Below are 16,060 nucleotides of genomic sequence, written 5' to 3'. Positions count from 1 at the left end.
CAGCCGAAGATTACGCTCGTCGCGATCGGGGTCTTCTTCCCGGTGTTCACGGCGCTGGTCGGCGGCATTCAGCAGATCGACCGCAAGCTGGTCGAGGTCGGGCAGGCCTACGGGTTGCGCGGTCCGTCGCTGGCGTGGAACATCCTCCTGCCAGCCGCGGCACCGTCCCTGCTGACGGGATTGCGTATCGGCCTGGCGCAGGGTTGGCTCTTCCTCGTCGCCGCCGAGCTGATCGGCGCCTCGAAGGGGCTGGGCTTCCTGCTCACCGATGGGCAAAACACCGGTCGGGCCGACATTATCGTCCTGAGCATCGTCCTGCTGGCGCTGCTCGGCAAGGGCACTGATATTTTTCTGGGGCTGGTGCAGCGCCGGGTGCTGCGCTGGTCCGACGCCTGGCAGGCGTAGGAGTCACCGATGACCAGGAACCACAACGGGCAGACGTCAATCCGGAGCGCTGGCGAGAACGTGGCCGAGTCGGTCCTGCGTGCGCTCGACGCGCAGCGGGAGGTCGATGCGAAGCGAGTCCCGTTCAAGGACCGGCAGCGGGCACTGAAAAACGCCTACCGGGATGATCCGACCCGCGGACGGCAGGTGACTGCCGTCCACAGTGTCACCCCAGCCGACGCCGAGACCGGCAAGGTCCGCATCGCGATCGAAGGCGAATCCGAGGTCGAGCTGGATATCGGCGCGCATACTTCAGTGGGCGGCACCGAAGACACGCCGTGCTCCGGCGACATCCTGCTGGCGTCGCTCGCTGCCTGCTACGAAATCACGCTCCGCCTCGTCGCGGCGGCGTCGAAGATTACGATCAACCGGCTCGATCTGCGCGTCGTCGCGGCGCATCGTGCCCTCGGCCATGTTCCAGGTCCCGGCGAAGGTCTTGGCGCGACCGATCGGCCACGTCACGGGCGCGGTGTCGAGCGCCAGCTTCTGTTCGATCTCGTCGAGGATCTCGAAGGGATCGCGGCTTTCGCGGTCGAGCTTGTTGACGAAGGTGACGATCGGAATGTCGCGCAGGCGGCACACCTCGAACAGCTTCAGCGTGCGCGGTTCGATGCCCTTGGCCGCGTCGATCACCATGATGGCGCTGTCGACAGCCGTCAGCGTGCGGTACGTATCGTCGGCAAAGTCTTCGTGGCCCGGCGTGTCGAGCAGGTTGAAAACATGATCGCCATACTCGAACGTCATCACCGATGTCACGACGGAGATGCCGCGCTCGCGCTCGATGTTCATCCAGTCCGAACGGGTCTGGACGCGGTTTTTCTTTGCCTTCACCTCACCGGCAAGCTGGATCGCGCCGCCGAACAGCAGCAGTTTTTCGGTCAGCGTGGTCTTGCCCGCGTCCGGGTGCGAAATGATGGCGAAGGTGCGGCGGCGCGACACCGCATCGGCGATTTTGTCGGTCATCTGTATCTGGGTTTTCTTGAAGCCGGGCGCTTGTAACAAGCGGCACGGCGCGTGTCGAACGGAAAGTGGCCACACGCCGGCCCATATAATGGTGAAGAGATGTCTTCGCCAGCCTCGCGGCGGTTGAATTCACCGGCAAAACGGGCCAGACGGAAACGATCGTGACCGTCGCCCCGGATTGCAGAGCGCAGGATAGATTCATGTCCAACACCGTTTCCTCCATGCCCGTCATCGGCCCCACCGTCGGCATCATCCGCCTGCCGCACAGCGAGGGCCTGCCTCTGCCGGCCTATGAAACCGAAGCCGCCGCCGGGATGGATTTGCGCGCCGCGGTGCCGGAAGACCGCCGCATCGTGCTTCTGCCGGGCAAGCGGGTGCTGGTGCCCACCGGCTTTATCCTGGAGCTGCCCGAAGGCTTCGAGGGACAGGTGCGCCCGCGCTCCGGTCTCGCCCTGAAGCACGGCATCACCTGCCTCAACGCGCCCGGCACCATCGACGCCGACTATCGCGGCGAAGTGCAGGTGCTTCTCGTCAATCACGGCGAAGAGGATTTCGCCATTACGCGCGGTCTGCGGATCGCGCAGCTTCTGATCGCACCGGTGAGCCGTGCGACGCTCGAAGAACGCAGCCACGCCGCCGGCACTGCGCGCGGCGCCGGCGGCTTCGGGTCGACCGGGGTTGCCTGAAGCCAGGTTCAACCGCCGCCGCGCTATACTTTGGTATAAGATGCACAGCCCCTTTGCGGAGCCATGAGGGGTTGCGTCGCGTTTTCTGGCCGATTATCGGCTTTGACAGGCCGTTTGCCCCCTTGTCCGTCGCTTTCCGGTTGGCAAGAGCGCGCGGTTGTCTACAGTCAGGGACAGCGCAGGTCCTGAAGCCTGCCGAACAAACGATACAGTGGAGGAGACGTAATGTTGCACGCAAGCAGAAAGTATCTCGCAGCCGGCGCGGTGGCGCTGTCGTTGGGTCTTGCGCCTGCCGGCGCCGTGGCGCAGGAATTCATCAATGTGCTGACCGGTGGCACGTCGGGTGTCTACTATCCGCTCGGTTCGCAGCTTTCCAAGATCTACGGTGAAAACATCGAAGGCGTGCGCACCCAGGTGCAGTCGACCAAGGCGTCGGTCGAAAACCTCAACCTTCTGCAGCAGGGTCGTGGCGAGATCGCCTTCGCACTCGGCGATTCCGTCAAATCGGCCTGGGAAGGCGATGCGGAAGCTGGTTTCGACCAGAAGCTCGACAAGCTGCGCGCCATCGCCGCGATCTATCCGAATTACATCCAGATCGTCGCCTCGCAGGAGTCCGGCATCAAGGAATTCGGCGATCTGAAGGGCAAGGGCCTCTCCGTCGGCGCGCCGAAATCGGGCACCGAGCTCAACGCTCAGCGCATCTTCGGCGCCATGGACATGAGCTATGACGACCTCGGCAAGACCGAATATCTGCCGTTCGGCGAATCCGTCGAGCTCATCAAGAACCGTCAGCTCGATGCGACGCTGCAATCGGCCGGTCTCGGCGTGGCTTCCATCAAGGATCTGGCGCTTTCGCTGCCGGTGACCCTCGTGTCGGTGCCCGAAAGCGTCGCCGAAACGCTCGGCGCGCCGTTCATCGCCGCCACCATCCCCGCCGGCACTTATGAGGGCCAGAGCGAGGATGTGCCGACGCTGGCCATCACCAACATTCTCGTGTCGCATTCGGACGTCTCCGACGACGTCGCCTACGAGATGACCAAGCAGCTCTTCGAGAACCTCGACGACATGGTGGCCGCCCATGCGGCAGCCAAGGCAATCTCCGCCGAGAACGGCGCCAAGGGCCTGCCGCTGCCGCTGCACCCCGGGGCAGAGCGCTACTACAAAGAAAAAGGCCTGCTCTAGGCTTTTCTTCCCTGCGAGGCCCCGTCGAACGACGGGGCCTTCTTGTCACCTTCCGATGCCGGATCGTGACAAGAAGGCCCGAAATGCCGAGCCCTCCCGCCCGCGTGGCGCCGGAGCGGACAATCGGTGCAGCCCGGACAAGAGCATGGGGAAGCGGAGCACCCAATGAGCAACAGTGAAACCGGCCAGGCGGCGAGCACGGCCCAGGCAGAATTGCACGATCACACCCATGGCGAGTTCGGCGCGGACCGCGTCGGGCGGCTGCTCTTCTGGATCGCGGTCGCGTTTTCACTCTACCAGATCGCCACCGCCGCGCATGTGATCAGCTTGCCGAGCCAGGTCGTGCGCGCCTTCCATGTCGGCTTCCTCACACTGCTCGTCTTTCCGCTGGTGGCGCACGCCCGCGACAGCGCGCCCGCGATCAAGGGGCTGGCCTGGGCGCTGGCGCTCGCCGGTGTGGCCGTGGCGCTCTATCAGTATATCGAATACAAGCCGTTGCTCTTGCGCGCCGGGGACCCATTGCCCCTCGACATCGTGTTCGGCGTTATCGCGTTGATCACCATCTTCGCCGCCGCCTATGTGCTGATGGGTCCGGCCCTGCCGATCATATCCGGCGCCTTCCTCGCCTATTGCCTGTTCGGGCAATATCTGCCCTCCCCGCTCAACCATCGCGGTTACGATTTCAGCCAGGTCGTCGACCACATGGCCTATGGAACGGAAGGCATCTACGGAATCCCGATCTACGTCTCGGCGACCTACATCTTCTTGTTCATCCTGTTCGGCTCTTTCCTGGAACGCGCCGGCATGATCAAGCTTTTCACCGACGTTTCGCTCGGCCTTGTCGGCCATGCCCGGGGAGGCGCGGCGAAGGTGTCGGTCATTTCGTCCGGCCTGATGGGCACCATCTCCGGTTCCGGTGTCGCCAATGTCGTCACCACCGGACAGTTTACCATTCCGCTCATGAAGCGCTTCGGCTATCGCGCGGCCTTTGCCGGCGGTGTGGAATCCACGGCCTCAATGGGCGGGCAGATCATGCCGCCCGTGATGGGCGCTGTGGCCTTCATCATGGCCGAAACGCTGGGCATCGAATATTACGAGGTGGTCAAGGCCGCGATCATCCCAGCCGTGCTTTACTTCGCCTCAGCCTTTTGGATGGTGCATCTGGAAGCCGGCAAATACGGCTTGCACGGCCTGCCGCGTTCCGAGCTTCCTTCAGCGCGCAACGCGCTGAGAAAAGGCTGGTATCTCATCCTGCCGCTGGCCGTGCTCGTCTATCTTCTGTTCACCGGCTACACGCCGCTCTTTGCCGGCACGATCGGCCTGTCGCTGACGGTGCTTCTGATCCTCGGCGGCTCGGTGGCGCTCGGCCTCCCAGGCCAGGTTCTGCGGGTGATCTTCTGGGTCGGCCTCGGCCTCGTTGCGGCGAGTTTCTTCAGCTACGGCATCACGGCGATCCTGATTGCCGCGCTCGTTCTGATCGTCGCCAACCTCTTTGTCGACGGCGGGCGCAAAACGCTGATCGTCAGCCGGGATGCACTCGCCGAAGGCGCGAAAACGGCCCTGCCCGTGGGCGTGGCCTGCGCCGTTGTCGGTGTCATCATCGGCACCATGACGCTGACCGGCGTCGCCAACACGTTCGGCCAGTTCATCGTTTCGGTGGGCGAGAAGAGCCTGTTCCTGTCGCTCGTGCTCACCATGATCACCTGCATCATCCTGGGCATGGGCATACCGACCATCCCCAATTACATCATCACCTCCTCGATTGCCGGCCCCGCTCTTCTGGCGCTCGGCGTGCCGCTGATCGTCAGCCACATGTTCGTGTTCTATTTCGGCATTCTGGCGGATTTGACGCCGCCGGTGGCACTCGCTTGTTTCGCCGCCGGTCCGATCGCCAAGGAGAACGGCCTCAAGATCTCCATGGAAGCGATCAAGGTGGCTGCTGCGGGCTTCGTCATCCCCTTCATGGCAGTCTACACGCCGGCGCTGATGCTGCAGGACGGCGGGCCGCTGGCAGAATCCTGGGGCTATTATCCGGCGGTCGCCTACATCGTTTTCAAGGCGCTGCTGGCCATTGCGCTGTGGGGTGCGGCTGTTATCGGCTTCATGCGCACGAAACTCGCCGCCTGGGAGCGTATCCTCGCCGCGGCGGCCGCCTTCACCCTGATCGCCGCTCTTCCCATCACCGACGAACTCGGTTTTGCGCTCGCCGTCCTGTTCCTCGGCCTGCACTGGTACCGCACCCGTACGGCCAACACTTCTGAGAAGACGCAGGCCGGCGAATGAGCATATGCGTTTTGGCAGGCGGGAAGGCGCTTACCCTCGGGGCGGCGCTTTTCACCCTGTCATGGACGCATTCGGTCGAGAAAATTCGCTGGGAGGAAGACTGGCGGGCAACGCCTGCCGGGCTCGAGATCGTCGAAGCCCGCGTGCGTGGATCGGGCGCCGGCATGGAGCCGCCATCCGAAGCGCAGCTCGAAAACGGCTGGTGGTCCTACCGCCCATCCCTGCCGCCGCAAGCCGAACTCGCCCTGGCGGCGTCCGGCGCGACGGACTCCGGCTGGCGTCTGTGCGCGGCGGGCGCATGCCACGAACTGGGCGCCGAACCCGGCGAACCGGTAATCGTCAGATATTGCGACTAGAGCGACTCCAGAAAAAGTGGAGACCGGCTCACCGTTCTGAGCTGATTGAAAGCGAGGGCTTTGACCGATTCGTCGATTCTGTGAAACGACGAGGCGGTCTATGCGCCTTCAGGCCGCCGTGGCCGAACCGCCGCCGCGCTTCTGGCAGGCGGGGCCGGGACCGCGCATATAGTGGCGCTCGGGATGATAGCGCGGCGCGATAAAGTTCCGAAGGGCGGCGATAAAACGTACGAAAAGTGCCATGGGTCTTGTCCAACCGGTGGCGGCTCCTCCAAAACCGCCTGTTTGCGTTTGCGGGTTCATTCTTGCATCCACTCGGTGAACGCTCTGTGAATGCCGGTCGGATATCGCCACGGTTTGTGCCGCTTTGATGGCATGAAACGCGTCTTGCTACAGTAAATCTGTGAGCTGTGGCCGCCGCGCCACAGTTTGCGCCGCGCGGCGGTGGTTCAGCCTCAGTTTTCGCCCAGATAGGCGACAATGATGTCGAGAGCGGCCTGCAGATCGTTGCGGTCGACCATCTCGGTTACGGTGTGGATGTAGCGCGTGCCCACCACAATGCCCACGGCGCGCGCGCCGGCGGCGGCCTGCTGGGCCGCTGCGCCGTCCTGGCCGCCACGGGCGAGAATCGTGCGCTGATAGGGGATCGCCTTTTTCTTGGCGAGCTGCTCGACCTCGCGCACCAGCGCCTGATCGGCGATGAAGGAAGAATCCTTCACATGCAGGCCGAAGCCCTCGCCCTGCCTGGTCACGGCCTCATGCTCGCCGATTCCCGGTGTATCGCAGGAAAGCGTGGTGTCGATGCCGAGACCGATATCCGGCTTGACCGCATAAGCGGCCGTGCGCGCGCCGCGCAGACCCACTTCTTCCTGCGCCGTAAAGGCCACATGTATCTCGCAATCGTGCTTCGTGCCGGCTTTCTCCAGTGCGCGTATCGCCTCGACACCGAGCCAGCACGCAACGCGGTTGTCGAGCGCCTTGGACACGAATTTCTCGCCCATTTCCAGGAATGGTTCGTCCATCACCACGAAGTCGCCCACCTGCACCAGCTCGCGCGCCTTTTCGCCAAGCCCCATGTCGACGATGAACTCGCCCGGCTCCGGCACCTTCTTGCGCTCGTCGGCGCTCTGAATGTGGATCGGCTTGCCGGATGGGTTCATCACACCCTTGTAGTCGCCGCTTTCGGTGCAGACGAGCACGCGGCGGGAGAACAGGTTGCGCGGGTCGAAACCGCCCACCGGGTCGAGATGCAGAAATCCCTTTTCGGTCACATGGGTCACGAGAAAGGCGATCTCGTCCATATGGCAAAGAAGCATGATTTTGAGCGGGTCGCCCTTGCTCTTCTTGCGTGGCTTACGCATGCACAAAAGCGAGCCCATCGCATCGGTCCGCACTTCGTCGAAAAGGCCCTCGATTTCTTTTTCGATCAGGGCGCGGACGCGCGTTTCATGGCCAGGCGCACCCGGCGTTTCGCAGAGCCTGCGCAGCAGTTCGGTGTTCATCAGTGTCCCCGGCAGAGCTTTGTTGGAATCAACGGTGAGGGGTGACCATGGCGCAAAGCGGCGCGTAAGGAAACGGCCACAGCTCCGTTTCGCGCTGGTTCAGACGGTGCGCAACATCTTTTCAAAGGCTGCGCGTCCCGGCGGCGTGAACCGGATCACGCGACTGTCCTTTTCCCGGCGCGCCCAGTTCAGCGCAATGAAACGGTCGAGCATGCCGGCACCGAGACTGCCCGCCAGATGCGCGCGCCGCACGCTCCAGTCGAGGCAAGATCGGCATACGGGTCTGCGCTTCTTTCGCATCGCCTCGATATCGAGCCCGAAATCGCGGAAAAAACCGGCGCCCTTGTCCGTCAGGCTCACATCCTCATTGTCGATGGCAATGAAGCCGCGTTCGGCAAACGCGTCGAACATGGCGACGCCCGCTGCGCCCGCCAGATGATCGTAGCAGATACGCGCTTCGCGCATGGCGTTGTCGCGCGGGCCGGGCAGCACCTTTCGCGGCCCCACCGTCGCCGCGACGCCCATGATCGATTCGAGCATGCCCGCCACTTGATGATCGGCCAGCGCGTAGTAACGGTGACGCCCCTGACGCGTCATTCGCAGAAGCCCGCCATCCGTGAGCTTGGCGAGATGGGAGCTCGCCGTCGGCAGAGTGACGCCGGCTTCCAGCGCCAGTTCGCTTGCTGTCAAAGCCGCGCCCCCCATCAGCGCCGCCAGCATGTTGGCGCGCGCCGGGTCGCCGACGAGGCTTGCGATCTGAGCGAGGTCCGTTCCTGCTTTCATAGTTCGATGCTAACCGAAGTATTAATGTCCGGCAAGCGCTATCCTGTGACCGTCGAACAGGGAGAAGAGCGATGCGGAGATATGGCAGACCGATGGCCGGTCCTTCGACATGGCCCGCACGGCGTCTCCCGCCGATGTTCGCCTGGCTGCAAGGTTTCGCCGCCCGCCCGCGCTCACTTTGGAGCGCCATCGGCAAAGACGTGACCTCGCCACGCTCACCGACGGCCAACTTCGCGATATCGGTCAGCCACCGCGGTGTTGAGCACGAATGCGCAAAGCCGTTCTGGCAAGTTTGACACAACAGCAATGAGAAACGCTTTCATGCTTATCGAAGCATGTCGGCAGGAAAGGACACCACCCGTGACCATCACATGTTTCATCCGCTACGAGATCGACCCGTTCAAGCGGGAGGCCTTCGAGGAATATTCCCGCAATTGGGGGCAGGCCATTCCGCGCGCCGGTGCCGGCCTGATCGGCTACTTCGCACCGCATGAGGGTTCCGCAACCACCGGTTATGGTGTCTACAATGTCGACAGTCTTGCGGCCTATGAAGCCTACCGTGCGAGACTGGCCGCAAGCCCCGAAGGCCGCGCGAATTACGAGTTCGCAAAGCGCGAGCGTTTCATCCTGAAGGAGGACCGCATGTTCTTGAAACTCGCTTCCGCGCCCCATACCGAGTGGGTGCGGCCATGATCGCGGTGATCTTTGAAGTTGAACCTGCAAACGGTCGGCGCGATGCCTATCTTGGCATCGCCGCGGACCTGCGACCGCTTCTCGACGGAATAGATGGCTTTATTTCCATTGAGCGTTTCCAGAGCCTCAACGACGAAAACCGCATTCTCTCGCTGTCCTTCTGGCGCGACGAGAAAGCGGTAAGGGCCTGGCGTAACACCGAAGAACACCGGCAGGCGCAACGGGCCGGACGCGGCGGCATATTTGCCGGCTATCGACTGCGCATCGCCCATGTCGTGCGCGACTACGGCCTGACGGAACGGGCAGAGGCCCCGGCCGACAGCCGCGCCATGCACGACGCGGGTGGCCGGCCGGCATAAATGCCGGTCAGGCGTTGCCGATCAGCATGCCTGCAGCGAAGACCAGCGCACCGCCGAGCACTACCTGGAAGGTGGCTCGGCTCCACGGCGTTTCCATATAGCGGTTCTGAATCCAGGCGATCGCCCACAATTCGATGAACACGATGATGAAGGCGATGATCGTCGCGACCCAGAAATGCGGGATCAGATAGGGCAGTGCGTGACCGAGACCGCCCACCGTCGTCATGATACCGGTGGCAAGGCCGCGCCTGATCGGTGAACCGCGTCCGGAGATCACGCCGTCGTCCGAGGCCACTTCGGTGAAGCCCATGGAGATGCCCGCGCCGATGGAGGCGGCGAGGCCGACGAGGAAGGTTTGCCATGTATCGCCCGTGGCGAAGGCGGCGGCGAAAATCGGCGCCAGCGTCGACACCGAACCGTCCATCAGGCCGGCCAGGCCCGGCTGTACGTAGGTGAGAATGAACTGCTTGCGCTCGGTCTTCTCCTCTTCTGCGCGCTCATCTTCGCCCAGATGCTTTTCGGAGAGCCGATGTGCCAGCGATTCATGCCTCTTCTCGGCAATGGCGAGATCGCCCAGAAGCTTGCGGATGCCTGCATCTTCGGTCCGTTTGGCCGCTTCCACATAGAAGCGGTGCGCCTGCTCCTCCATCTGCTCGGCCTGCGAACGCACCTTGTCGAGCCCGAGCGGGCGCACGAGCCAGTCGGGCTTGCGGTCGTAATAGCCGCGCACATGCTCGCGCCGGATCAGCGGGATACGTTCGCCGAAGCGTTCCCGGTGCGCCTCGATCAGTGCCGCGCGGTGTCCGTCTTCTTCCTCGGCCATCTCCTCGAACACGGCAGCCGAATGCGGAAACGCGTCACGCAACCCATCGGCGTAAGCGCGATAGATGCGGGCATCGTCCTCTTCCGAGGAAACGGCAAGTGCCAGAATTTCCTGTTCGCTGAGAGAGGAAAAGGGGCGGCGATGAGCACCCAGGAGACGTGAGAACATGACAGAAGCAATCCATTTTTTAGAACCATTCTAAAATAAGAGACGGCAGAACCGTCGTCAATAGTTTAGAATTATTCTAAAAACAGCTTTGCGCACTTTTCGGCCACGGGCGATTGTCAGATTCTCGAACCCGGCCATCTTCAGCCGGCTTCTCAATCCAGCGTTCGGCGGAATCGCATCAGAGCAAACCCTGCATAGATGAAGATGAACAGCACGAGGATCCCGGTTTCGAACGCCACGGCCGGCAGGTCCGCCCCCTTCAGCATCACCGCACGGATAATGCGCAGGAAATGGGTCAGCGGAAAGGTTTCACCGATCCATTGCGCCCAGTCGGGCATGCCGCGAAAGGGAAACATGAAACCCGAAAGAAGGATCGACGGCAGAAAGAAGAAAAAGGTGAGCTGCAAGGCCTGCATCTGCGTACGTGCAATTGTAGAGATGGTATAGCCGAGCAGAACGAGCGCGAGGACGAAGACCAAGACAGCGCTGAGCAACAGCCAAAGGCTGCCGATAAACGGAACGCCGAACAACACCTTGGCGGCGCTCAGGATGACGGCGACCTGCACCGCACCCACCACCAGATAAGGCAGCACCTTTCCGAGCATGATCTCCAGCGGACTTGCGGGCATCGCGAGCAGGTTTTCCATCGTGCCCCGCTCGCGTTCCCGGGTGAGCGCGATAGAGGTCATCATCACCATGGTCATCTGCAGGATGACACCCAGAAGCCCCGGCACGATATTGTATTGCGAGATCCCCTCGGGATTGTAGCGGCGATGGACGATCACTTCGAGCCGGTCGGCGGGCATCGCCTCCGATGCGGGCACACCGCGCTCGCGCAGGAGCGCCTCGGACGCGACGGTGCTCAAGGTTGAAATCGCCCCGGACGCGACCGACGGGTCGGTGCCGTCCGCCTCGATCAGGATCTGCGGACGCTGGCCACGATCGACCCGGCGCGCAAAATCCGACGGAATGGTGACCACGAAAACCACGGTCCCGCTCGACATCAGCCGCTCGGCTTCCGCGGCACTTCTCACCACGTGGTCGAAACGGTAGTAATCCGTATTCTCCAACGCCGAGACCATCGCCCGGCTGTAATGATCCTGACTGAGCGAGACGAGGGCCGCCGGCAAAGCCTTGGGATCGTTGTTGATCGCATAACCGAACAGCACGAGCTGCATAAGCGGCACACCCAGCATCATGCCGAAGGTGATGCGGTCGCGCCGCATCTGGATGAATTCCTTGATGAGCAGCGCCGCAAGCCGACCAAGGGAGAAAATGCCATTCATTGCATGTTGTCCGTCGAATTGGCCATGAACTGAATGAAGACGTCCTCGAGTCCGGTTTCCCCACGCGTCACGGTCACGCCGTCGCGCTCCTCGAGGTCTGCCAGCGCCGCCTTCAGCGCCGCTTCGTCGGAACCGACCACATGCAGGCTCGCGCCGAATGGAGCGACCTGCTCCACGCCCGGCCGCCGCCTCAGTTCGGCGGCGAGCTTTTCGAGCCTCGGCCCGTCCACCAGATAAGTGATCAGTCCGGCATCCCGCACCACATCCGCCACCCTGCCGGTCGCCAGCATGGTGCCGTAGGAAATATAGGAGATGCGGTGGCAGCGCTCGGCCTCGTCCATGTAGTGGGTGGAAACGAGAACCGTCAGACCGTCGGCGGCGAGCCGGTGAATCTCGTCCCAGAAATCGCGGCGCGCCTTGGGATCGACACCCGCCGTCGGCTCGTCGAGCAGAAGCAGTTTGGGCTGGTGCATGATGCAGGCTGCAAGCGCCAGCCTTTGCTTCCAGCCGCCCGAAAGCGTTCCGGCGAGTTGGTTTCGCCGCGAAGAAAGTCCCAGATCGTCCAGCGTTCGGTCGACATGCTCTGTCACCGGTTTCAGGTCGTAGAGCCGGGCAACGAAGGCCAGGTTCTCCGCAATGGTCAGGTCTTCGTAAAAGGAGAAGCGCTGCGTCATGTAGCCGACTTCCCTTTTGATCTTCAGCCCCTCGCTCCTCAGGTCGAAGCCGAGAACCGTGCCGCCGCCCTCATCCGGAGTCAGGAGTCCGCACATGATCCGGATCGTGGTCGTCTTTCCCGATCCGTTCGGCCCGAGAAAACCGACGATCTCGCCTTTGGCGACCTGCATTGTCACATTGTTGACGACGGTCTTGTCGCCAAAGCGCTTGACCAGGCCATGAACGTCGATGGCGTTCATCGTTCGTCCGCCTTGAGGCGTACATCGACGATCTGCCCCGGCTGCAGGCTGCTCGCGTCGCCGTCCGGCCGCGCCTCCACCAGATAGACGAGCTTCTGGCGCGTCTCGAGTGAGTAGATGACGGGCGGCGTGAATTCCGGTTCCGGAGAGATATAGGAGATGCGCGCGGTCAGTCCCGGCGCGCAACCGTCGCAATTGACGGCCAGAACCGAATCCGGCTGCAAGCTGGAGAACGCCGCTTCCGGAACATAGATCTTGAGTTTGACACCCCCTTCCGGCAGCAGCGAAACGACCGGCGCGGACGGCCCTGCCACATCGCCGGCATTGCGGATCACATCGTCGATTCGGCCAGCGGCCGGTGCTTTGATGACACGTTCGGACAAGCGCCAGCGCGCCTGTTCCAGAGCGGCCTCCATCTGGTCGCGGCGCTTGGCGGCGGCATTGATCGTCTCGGCGCGGGCAGGCAGGCGAGCGACCGCCAGATTCGCTTCGGCCTGGCCGATATTAGTGTCCGCCAGCTCCTTGGCCGTTCTTGCCTTGTCCAGTTCGGCTTGCGTGGCGATGCCCCGGCGAGACAGATCCTGCGTGCGCGACAGAACGCGTCCGGCCTCCGCCGCCTCTGCCTGCGCCGAGGCGAGCGCGGCTTCCAGTACCGCGAGTTCTTCGGGACGCTTGGCCTCTTTCAGGTCGGCGAGCTGGGCTTCGACTTCGGCAAGGCCCGCCTCTGCCTGACGCACGGCGATCCGCGCATCCGTTTCATCCATCACGGCCACGGTCGCGCCGGCATCCACGACCGCACCGCGCCGCACGGGCACAGAGCTGAGCTGCCCCACTTCCGTCGGCGCAAGCAGCACGTAATCGCCCTCCACATAGCCCACGGCGAGTGGAGTTTCGGTCCCACATCCCGAAAGCAACCCGGCAAGAACGGGGATCGCGCAAAGCATAGTCATGAGTCTTCCTTCCCACGCGTGCGCGCAGCGAGAATTGCTTCAAGATTGCCGCCGGCGATCGCGGAGATGGCTGACGCCTCGCGCCCGCCGATCTCGTTCCAGCCCATGCGCCGCTGCACAGCCTCGCTGGCGATGCGGAAATAGACGAGCTGCCCGATCAGTGTGAATACGGTGAGCTTGGTTTCCTCGCTTTCCGCCGGCTCCCCGGTGGCCGCCGCCCAGACCGCACACAAGCGCTTGTGGACCGGCGCGAAAATGCCATCGTAGATCCGGTCGAGGGCAACGGTGGGATGGGAAAGCTCCCGCAGTACGAACTTGACGATCAGCCCGGCCTCGGGCCGCGTGGCGATGAAGCCCGTCATCGTGTCGAGCACCTGCAAGAGCATGGCGCGCGCCTCGTCCGGTGTTAGCGGCGCGTCGTGATCCGCTTTCAGGTTCAGGGCGCTGCCGGCGATCTCGCCCAGCAACTCGACGATGTGATCGGCACAGGCTGTCCGCAATCCGTCCTTGCCGCCGAAATGATAGGAGATGGAGCCGATATTGGCATTTGCCGCCGTGGCTATTTCCCGTGTCGTCGTACCGTCATAACCCTTTTCTCCAAACAGCTTCAGCCCAGCCTGGACGAGGGAATGTCGCGTGTGATCGGCTGAGGAAAGCCGCCCTGCGGCACCTGGTATCTGGTCGTTTCTCTGTATCATGCGATTGATTTAATCAATCGATTGAATAAAGTCAAGCTTGGAAATCGGAGGCGATCGTTTGCCTCGGGCGTTTGCCCCAAGCGATAAAACCACTAAGTTCCACCTGCCACTGGTTCAAGAATCGCGGACAGGAGCGAATGAGCGAACAATCCAGCACCCTGCTCGACCGGTTCGGCCGTTTTCTGGCGCGGCGGCTGCAAAGCGAATCCTCCGGCTATCAGCCTTACACCCCGTCCGATCCGGAAACGCTGCATCGCACCCTGCAACCCGGCGATATTCTCCTCATCGAGGGCAATCAGCGCATCTCGGCGGCGATCAAATATCTGACCCAATCCACCTGGAGCCACGCAGCGCTCTATGTGGGGGACGCACTGCCGGAACCCGAGGACGGTTCGGAGCGCCCGCGACTCGTCGAGGTCATTCTCGGAGACGGCTGCATCGCCGTGCCGCTATCCAAATACAAGACCTACAACACGCGCATCTGCCGGGCGAGCGGACTGACCCCCGACGACCGAAACGCCATTGTCGGCTTCATGATCGAAAAGCTCGGCCTGCGCTACGACATGCGCAACATCTTCGATCTGCTGCGCTACTTTCTGCCGACGCCGCCGGTGCCCGTGCGCTGGCGCCGGCGCATGATCGCCATCGGCTCGGGCGATCCGACGCGGGCCATCTGCTCCTCGCTCATCGCCCAGGCGTTTCAGAAGGTAGGTTATCCGATCCTGCCCGAAATCACGAAAGCGAAGGGTCACGCCTCCGCCGAATCGACCTACTCGCGGCAGGAGATCCTGCAGATCCGTCATCACAGCCTGTTCACACCGCGCGACTTCGACCTCTCCCCCTATTTCGCGATCGTCAAACCGACGCTTGCCTTCGGCTTCGACTACAAGACCCTGAACTGGCGCGAGCCGGACCATGGCGAGCGGTCGGCGGAAGACACAGGAACGAGCCGATGAGCACTTATGCGGCGCTTGCGCTTCTATTCCTCTGCTTCACCGCTTATTCCCTCGTTTCGCGCCGGCTCGAAGCCTCCGTCCTCTCCGGTCCCATGCTGTTCACCGCGCTGGGCTACGGTTTCTTTCTCACGGATGCCACGCTCACTTCGCCGCTGGACAATGCCGTCGTCGAGTTCCTGGCAACGGCAACCCTGGCCATCATTCTGTTTCGCGACGCCGCAAACATTCGCATCTCGAGCGTCATGGCCGAGCGCGCCACCGCGCTCTTGTCCGCGCGGCTTCTCTTCATCGGCATTCCTTTGACGATCCTTGCCGGAACCGCCGTCGGCATGGCGTTGTTTCCGGCCCTCGGCCTGTTCGGTGCGCTGGTGCTCGCCATCGTGCTGACTCCGACCGACGCGGCGCTGGCGCAACCGGTTTTCGGCAATGAAAGCCTGCCCGAAATCGAGCGCGAGGCTCTGGATGTCGAAAGCGGCCTGAATGACGGGCTGTGCCTGCCCTTGCTTTTGATCGCCCTGGCCCTCGCCGCAGACACCGGCGGCGGTGAAGGGATGGCGGGGCATGCGACCTTCTTTCTCAAACAGGTGGTCCTCGGTCCGCTAGTCGGCCTCGCCGTCGGCTATCTCGGCGCGCTGGCAGCCGATTTCGCCTTCGCCCGGGCCTTGTCCAATCCTGCCGGGCGCACACCCATCATGGTCGGGCTCGCGGGGTTGGCCTATCTCGGCGCCGAGCTTGTCGGCGGCAACGGATTTCTCGCCGCATTCTCCGCCGGTCTTGCCTTCGGATGGCGCCTGCCGGCCGAAACGGTCGAGAAGGCAAGCAATTTCGCGATGACGGAGGGTTCGATCCTCACCAATCTCACCTTCCTCCTGTTCGGCGCTGCCATGTTGCCGCAAGCCTTCGAAACGCCGGCCCTCCCAGCGCTTTTCTATGCGGCGCTCAGCCTCACCCTCATCCGCATGGTGCCCGTTTTCATTGCCATGCTCGGCACCCGAACCGGCTTGCGGGCACGCC

Annotated in this window: 18 protein-coding genes and 1 pseudogene; 9 read left to right on the top strand and 10 right to left on the bottom strand. The window is 62.9% G+C overall.

The features are described 5' to 3' along the window. Nucleotides 1-405, top strand: a 405-nt coding sequence (locus QZ638_RS16510) for an ABC transporter permease (protein WP_295812753.1), incomplete at its 5' end; no start/stop codon positions are given. A gap of 36 nt (nt 406-441) precedes the next feature. On the opposite strand, the gene QZ638_RS16505 is transcribed toward QZ638_RS16510, so the two are convergent. Beyond that, nucleotides 442-693: a hypothetical protein gene (locus tag QZ638_RS16505; protein ID WP_295812751.1), complete on the bottom strand. Its 252-nt coding sequence runs from the start codon at nt 691-693 to the stop codon at nt 442-444. Between the two features lie 114 nt (nt 694-807). Then, nucleotides 808-1,407 (bottom strand): annotated as a pseudogene (locus tag QZ638_RS16500) (GTP-binding protein); the annotation flags it as partial. Nucleotides 1,408-1,607: 200 nt separating this feature from the next. On the opposite strand from QZ638_RS16500, the gene dut reads away from it, so the two are divergent. From dut to QZ638_RS16480, 4 genes are all read left to right on the top strand, one after another. After that, the gene (dut, locus tag QZ638_RS16495) at nt 1,608-2,093 is read left to right on the top strand and encodes a dUTP diphosphatase (protein ID WP_295812749.1); all 486 of its coding nucleotides are present in this window, start codon (nt 1,608-1,610) and stop codon (nt 2,091-2,093) included. 225 nt (nt 2,094-2,318) lie between these two features. Next, nucleotides 2,319-3,275 (top strand): TAXI family TRAP transporter solute-binding subunit, encoded by a 957-nt coding sequence (locus QZ638_RS16490; RefSeq protein ID WP_295812747.1) that lies wholly within the window; start codon nt 2,319-2,321, stop codon nt 3,273-3,275. 165 nt (nt 3,276-3,440) lie between these two features. Next, nucleotides 3,441-5,558: a TRAP transporter permease gene (locus QZ638_RS16485; protein WP_295812744.1), complete on the top strand. Its 2,118-nt coding sequence runs from the start codon at nt 3,441-3,443 to the stop codon at nt 5,556-5,558. Then, nucleotides 5,555-5,914 carry a DUF1850 domain-containing protein gene (locus tag QZ638_RS16480; RefSeq protein ID WP_295812741.1) on the top strand — a complete coding sequence of 120 codons (360 nt, stop codon included), beginning with the start codon at nt 5,555-5,557 and terminating at the stop codon, nt 5,912-5,914. The genes QZ638_RS16485 and QZ638_RS16480 overlap by 4 nt, the downstream gene beginning before the upstream one ends. 108 nt (nt 5,915-6,022) lie before the next feature. Here the strand turns inward: QZ638_RS16480 and QZ638_RS16475 are convergent, their stop codons facing one another. The 3 genes from QZ638_RS16475 to QZ638_RS16465 all read right to left on the bottom strand — a co-directional run bounded on the left by QZ638_RS16475 (nt 6,023) and on the right by QZ638_RS16465 (nt 8,199). Further along, entirely contained in the window at nt 6,023-6,157 is a 135-nt protein-coding gene (locus tag QZ638_RS16475) for a hypothetical protein (protein WP_295812739.1), read from the bottom strand. A gap of 212 nt (nt 6,158-6,369) precedes the next feature. Further along, the gene (locus QZ638_RS16470) at nt 6,370-7,416 is read right to left on the bottom strand and encodes a M20/M25/M40 family metallo-hydrolase (RefSeq protein WP_295812736.1); all 1,047 of its coding nucleotides are present in this window, start codon (nt 7,414-7,416) and stop codon (nt 6,370-6,372) included. Between the two features lie 99 nt (nt 7,417-7,515). Continuing rightward, the gene (locus tag QZ638_RS16465; protein ID WP_295812733.1) at nt 7,516-8,199 is read right to left on the bottom strand and encodes a winged helix-turn-helix domain-containing protein; all 684 of its coding nucleotides are present in this window, start codon (nt 8,197-8,199) and stop codon (nt 7,516-7,518) included. Nucleotides 8,200-8,559: 360 nt separating this feature from the next. On the opposite strand from QZ638_RS16465, the gene QZ638_RS16460 reads away from it, so the two are divergent. Both QZ638_RS16460 and QZ638_RS16455 read left to right on the top strand, forming a co-directional pair. After that, entirely contained in the window at nt 8,560-8,892 is a 333-nt protein-coding gene (locus tag QZ638_RS16460) for an NIPSNAP family protein (protein WP_295812730.1), read from the top strand. Beyond that, complete coding sequence (locus QZ638_RS16455; protein ID WP_295812727.1) at nt 8,889-9,251, top strand: antibiotic biosynthesis monooxygenase; 363 nt, start codon at nt 8,889-8,891, stop codon at nt 9,249-9,251. The genes QZ638_RS16460 and QZ638_RS16455 overlap by 4 nt, the downstream gene beginning before the upstream one ends. Before the next feature lie 7 nt (nt 9,252-9,258). On the opposite strand, the gene mbfA is transcribed toward QZ638_RS16455, so the two are convergent. From mbfA to QZ638_RS16430, 5 genes are all read right to left on the bottom strand, one after another. Further along, entirely contained in the window at nt 9,259-10,242 is a 984-nt protein-coding gene (gene mbfA / locus QZ638_RS16450) for an iron exporter MbfA (RefSeq protein WP_295812725.1), read from the bottom strand. 152 nt (nt 10,243-10,394) lie between these two features. Continuing rightward, nucleotides 10,395-11,528 (bottom strand): ABC transporter permease, encoded by a 1,134-nt coding sequence (locus QZ638_RS16445; protein ID WP_295812722.1) that lies wholly within the window; start codon nt 11,526-11,528, stop codon nt 10,395-10,397. After that, complete coding sequence (locus QZ638_RS16440; protein ID WP_295812719.1) at nt 11,525-12,442, bottom strand: ABC transporter ATP-binding protein; 918 nt, start codon at nt 12,440-12,442, stop codon at nt 11,525-11,527. The genes QZ638_RS16445 and QZ638_RS16440 overlap by 4 nt, the downstream gene beginning before the upstream one ends. After that, on the bottom strand, nt 12,439-13,392 hold the full coding sequence (locus tag QZ638_RS16435) for an HlyD family efflux transporter periplasmic adaptor subunit (RefSeq protein ID WP_295812717.1): 954 nt from the start codon (nt 13,390-13,392) through the stop codon (nt 12,439-12,441). Before QZ638_RS16435 ends, QZ638_RS16440 begins: the two co-directional genes overlap by 4 nt. Then, nucleotides 13,389-14,090: a CerR family C-terminal domain-containing protein gene (locus tag QZ638_RS16430; protein ID WP_295812714.1), complete on the bottom strand. Its 702-nt coding sequence runs from the start codon at nt 14,088-14,090 to the stop codon at nt 13,389-13,391. Before QZ638_RS16430 ends, QZ638_RS16435 begins: the two co-directional genes overlap by 4 nt. A gap of 137 nt (nt 14,091-14,227) precedes the next feature. Here QZ638_RS16430 and QZ638_RS16425 point away from each other — a divergent pair, with 137 nt between their 5' ends. Both QZ638_RS16425 and QZ638_RS16420 read left to right on the top strand, forming a co-directional pair. Next, nucleotides 14,228-15,046, top strand: a complete 819-nt coding sequence (locus QZ638_RS16425) for a YiiX/YebB-like N1pC/P60 family cysteine hydrolase (protein WP_295812712.1) — start codon at nt 14,228-14,230, stop codon at nt 15,044-15,046. Next, a partial coding sequence (locus QZ638_RS16420) for a cation:proton antiporter (protein ID WP_295812709.1) occupies nt 15,043-16,060 on the top strand: 1,018 nt, incomplete at its 3' end. The genes QZ638_RS16425 and QZ638_RS16420, both read left to right, overlap by 4 nt.

Source organism: uncultured Nitratireductor sp., assembly GCF_913053745.1.
In the GTDB taxonomy this organism is placed as follows: domain Bacteria; phylum Pseudomonadota; class Alphaproteobacteria; order Rhizobiales; family Rhizobiaceae; genus Nitratireductor.
Note: the sequence above shows the minus strand (reverse complement) of the source record. Positions and strands in the feature narration are given on the sequence as shown.